Source organism: Sedimentibacter sp. B4, assembly GCF_000309315.1.
Lineage (GTDB): Bacteria > Bacillota > Clostridia > Tissierellales > Sedimentibacteraceae > Sedimentibacter > Sedimentibacter saalensis.
In genome coordinates this window covers 1-406 of record NZ_CANG01000335.1, presented here as the reverse complement: position 1 = coordinate 406, position 406 = coordinate 1, and the positions used below count along the sequence as shown (strand labels likewise).

The window sequence follows — 406 nt, the reverse complement described above, 5'->3', positions numbered from 1 at the left end:
TGCCCGATGGAGTAAGGCTACGACCCAAGCGTGGACAGAACCGCCCACGACACGCAGGCGCGGGGCTACAGATTCTCGCGAATCTCGGCCAGGGAGATGGACTCGAATGAGTGAGCCAAGAGACCCCGGAAAGCGGGCTGGAGTCGCGATTGAACAAGGGTCAGCGAATCGCCGCACTCGGGGCAGACCAAGCGGTAACGCTGGTGATCTGCGGGCGTTCCGATGATCCGTCCGCCTCTGGCGGAGATTGCCTCCGCGACACGCTCGTTGGCCTCGATGTCGTTCAAGCGAGGGTGTATCTCGATATCGCCATCCAGAACGTAGTGCGCGGTCGTGTCGTGCTCGGGGTACACGTAGAGAAGGCTCCCGTCCTCGACGCTGTACACCGCATGGAAGGTCTCTACCA

Annotated in this window: 1 protein-coding gene; it reads right to left on the bottom strand. The window is 61.8% G+C overall.

All coding sequences use genetic code 11. The features are described 5' to 3' along the window. Window positions 1-65 precede the first annotated feature (65 nt). Window positions 66-406, bottom strand: a 341-nt coding sequence (locus tag BN358_RS26375) for a hypothetical protein (protein ID WP_198018413.1), incomplete at its 5' end; no start/stop codon positions are given.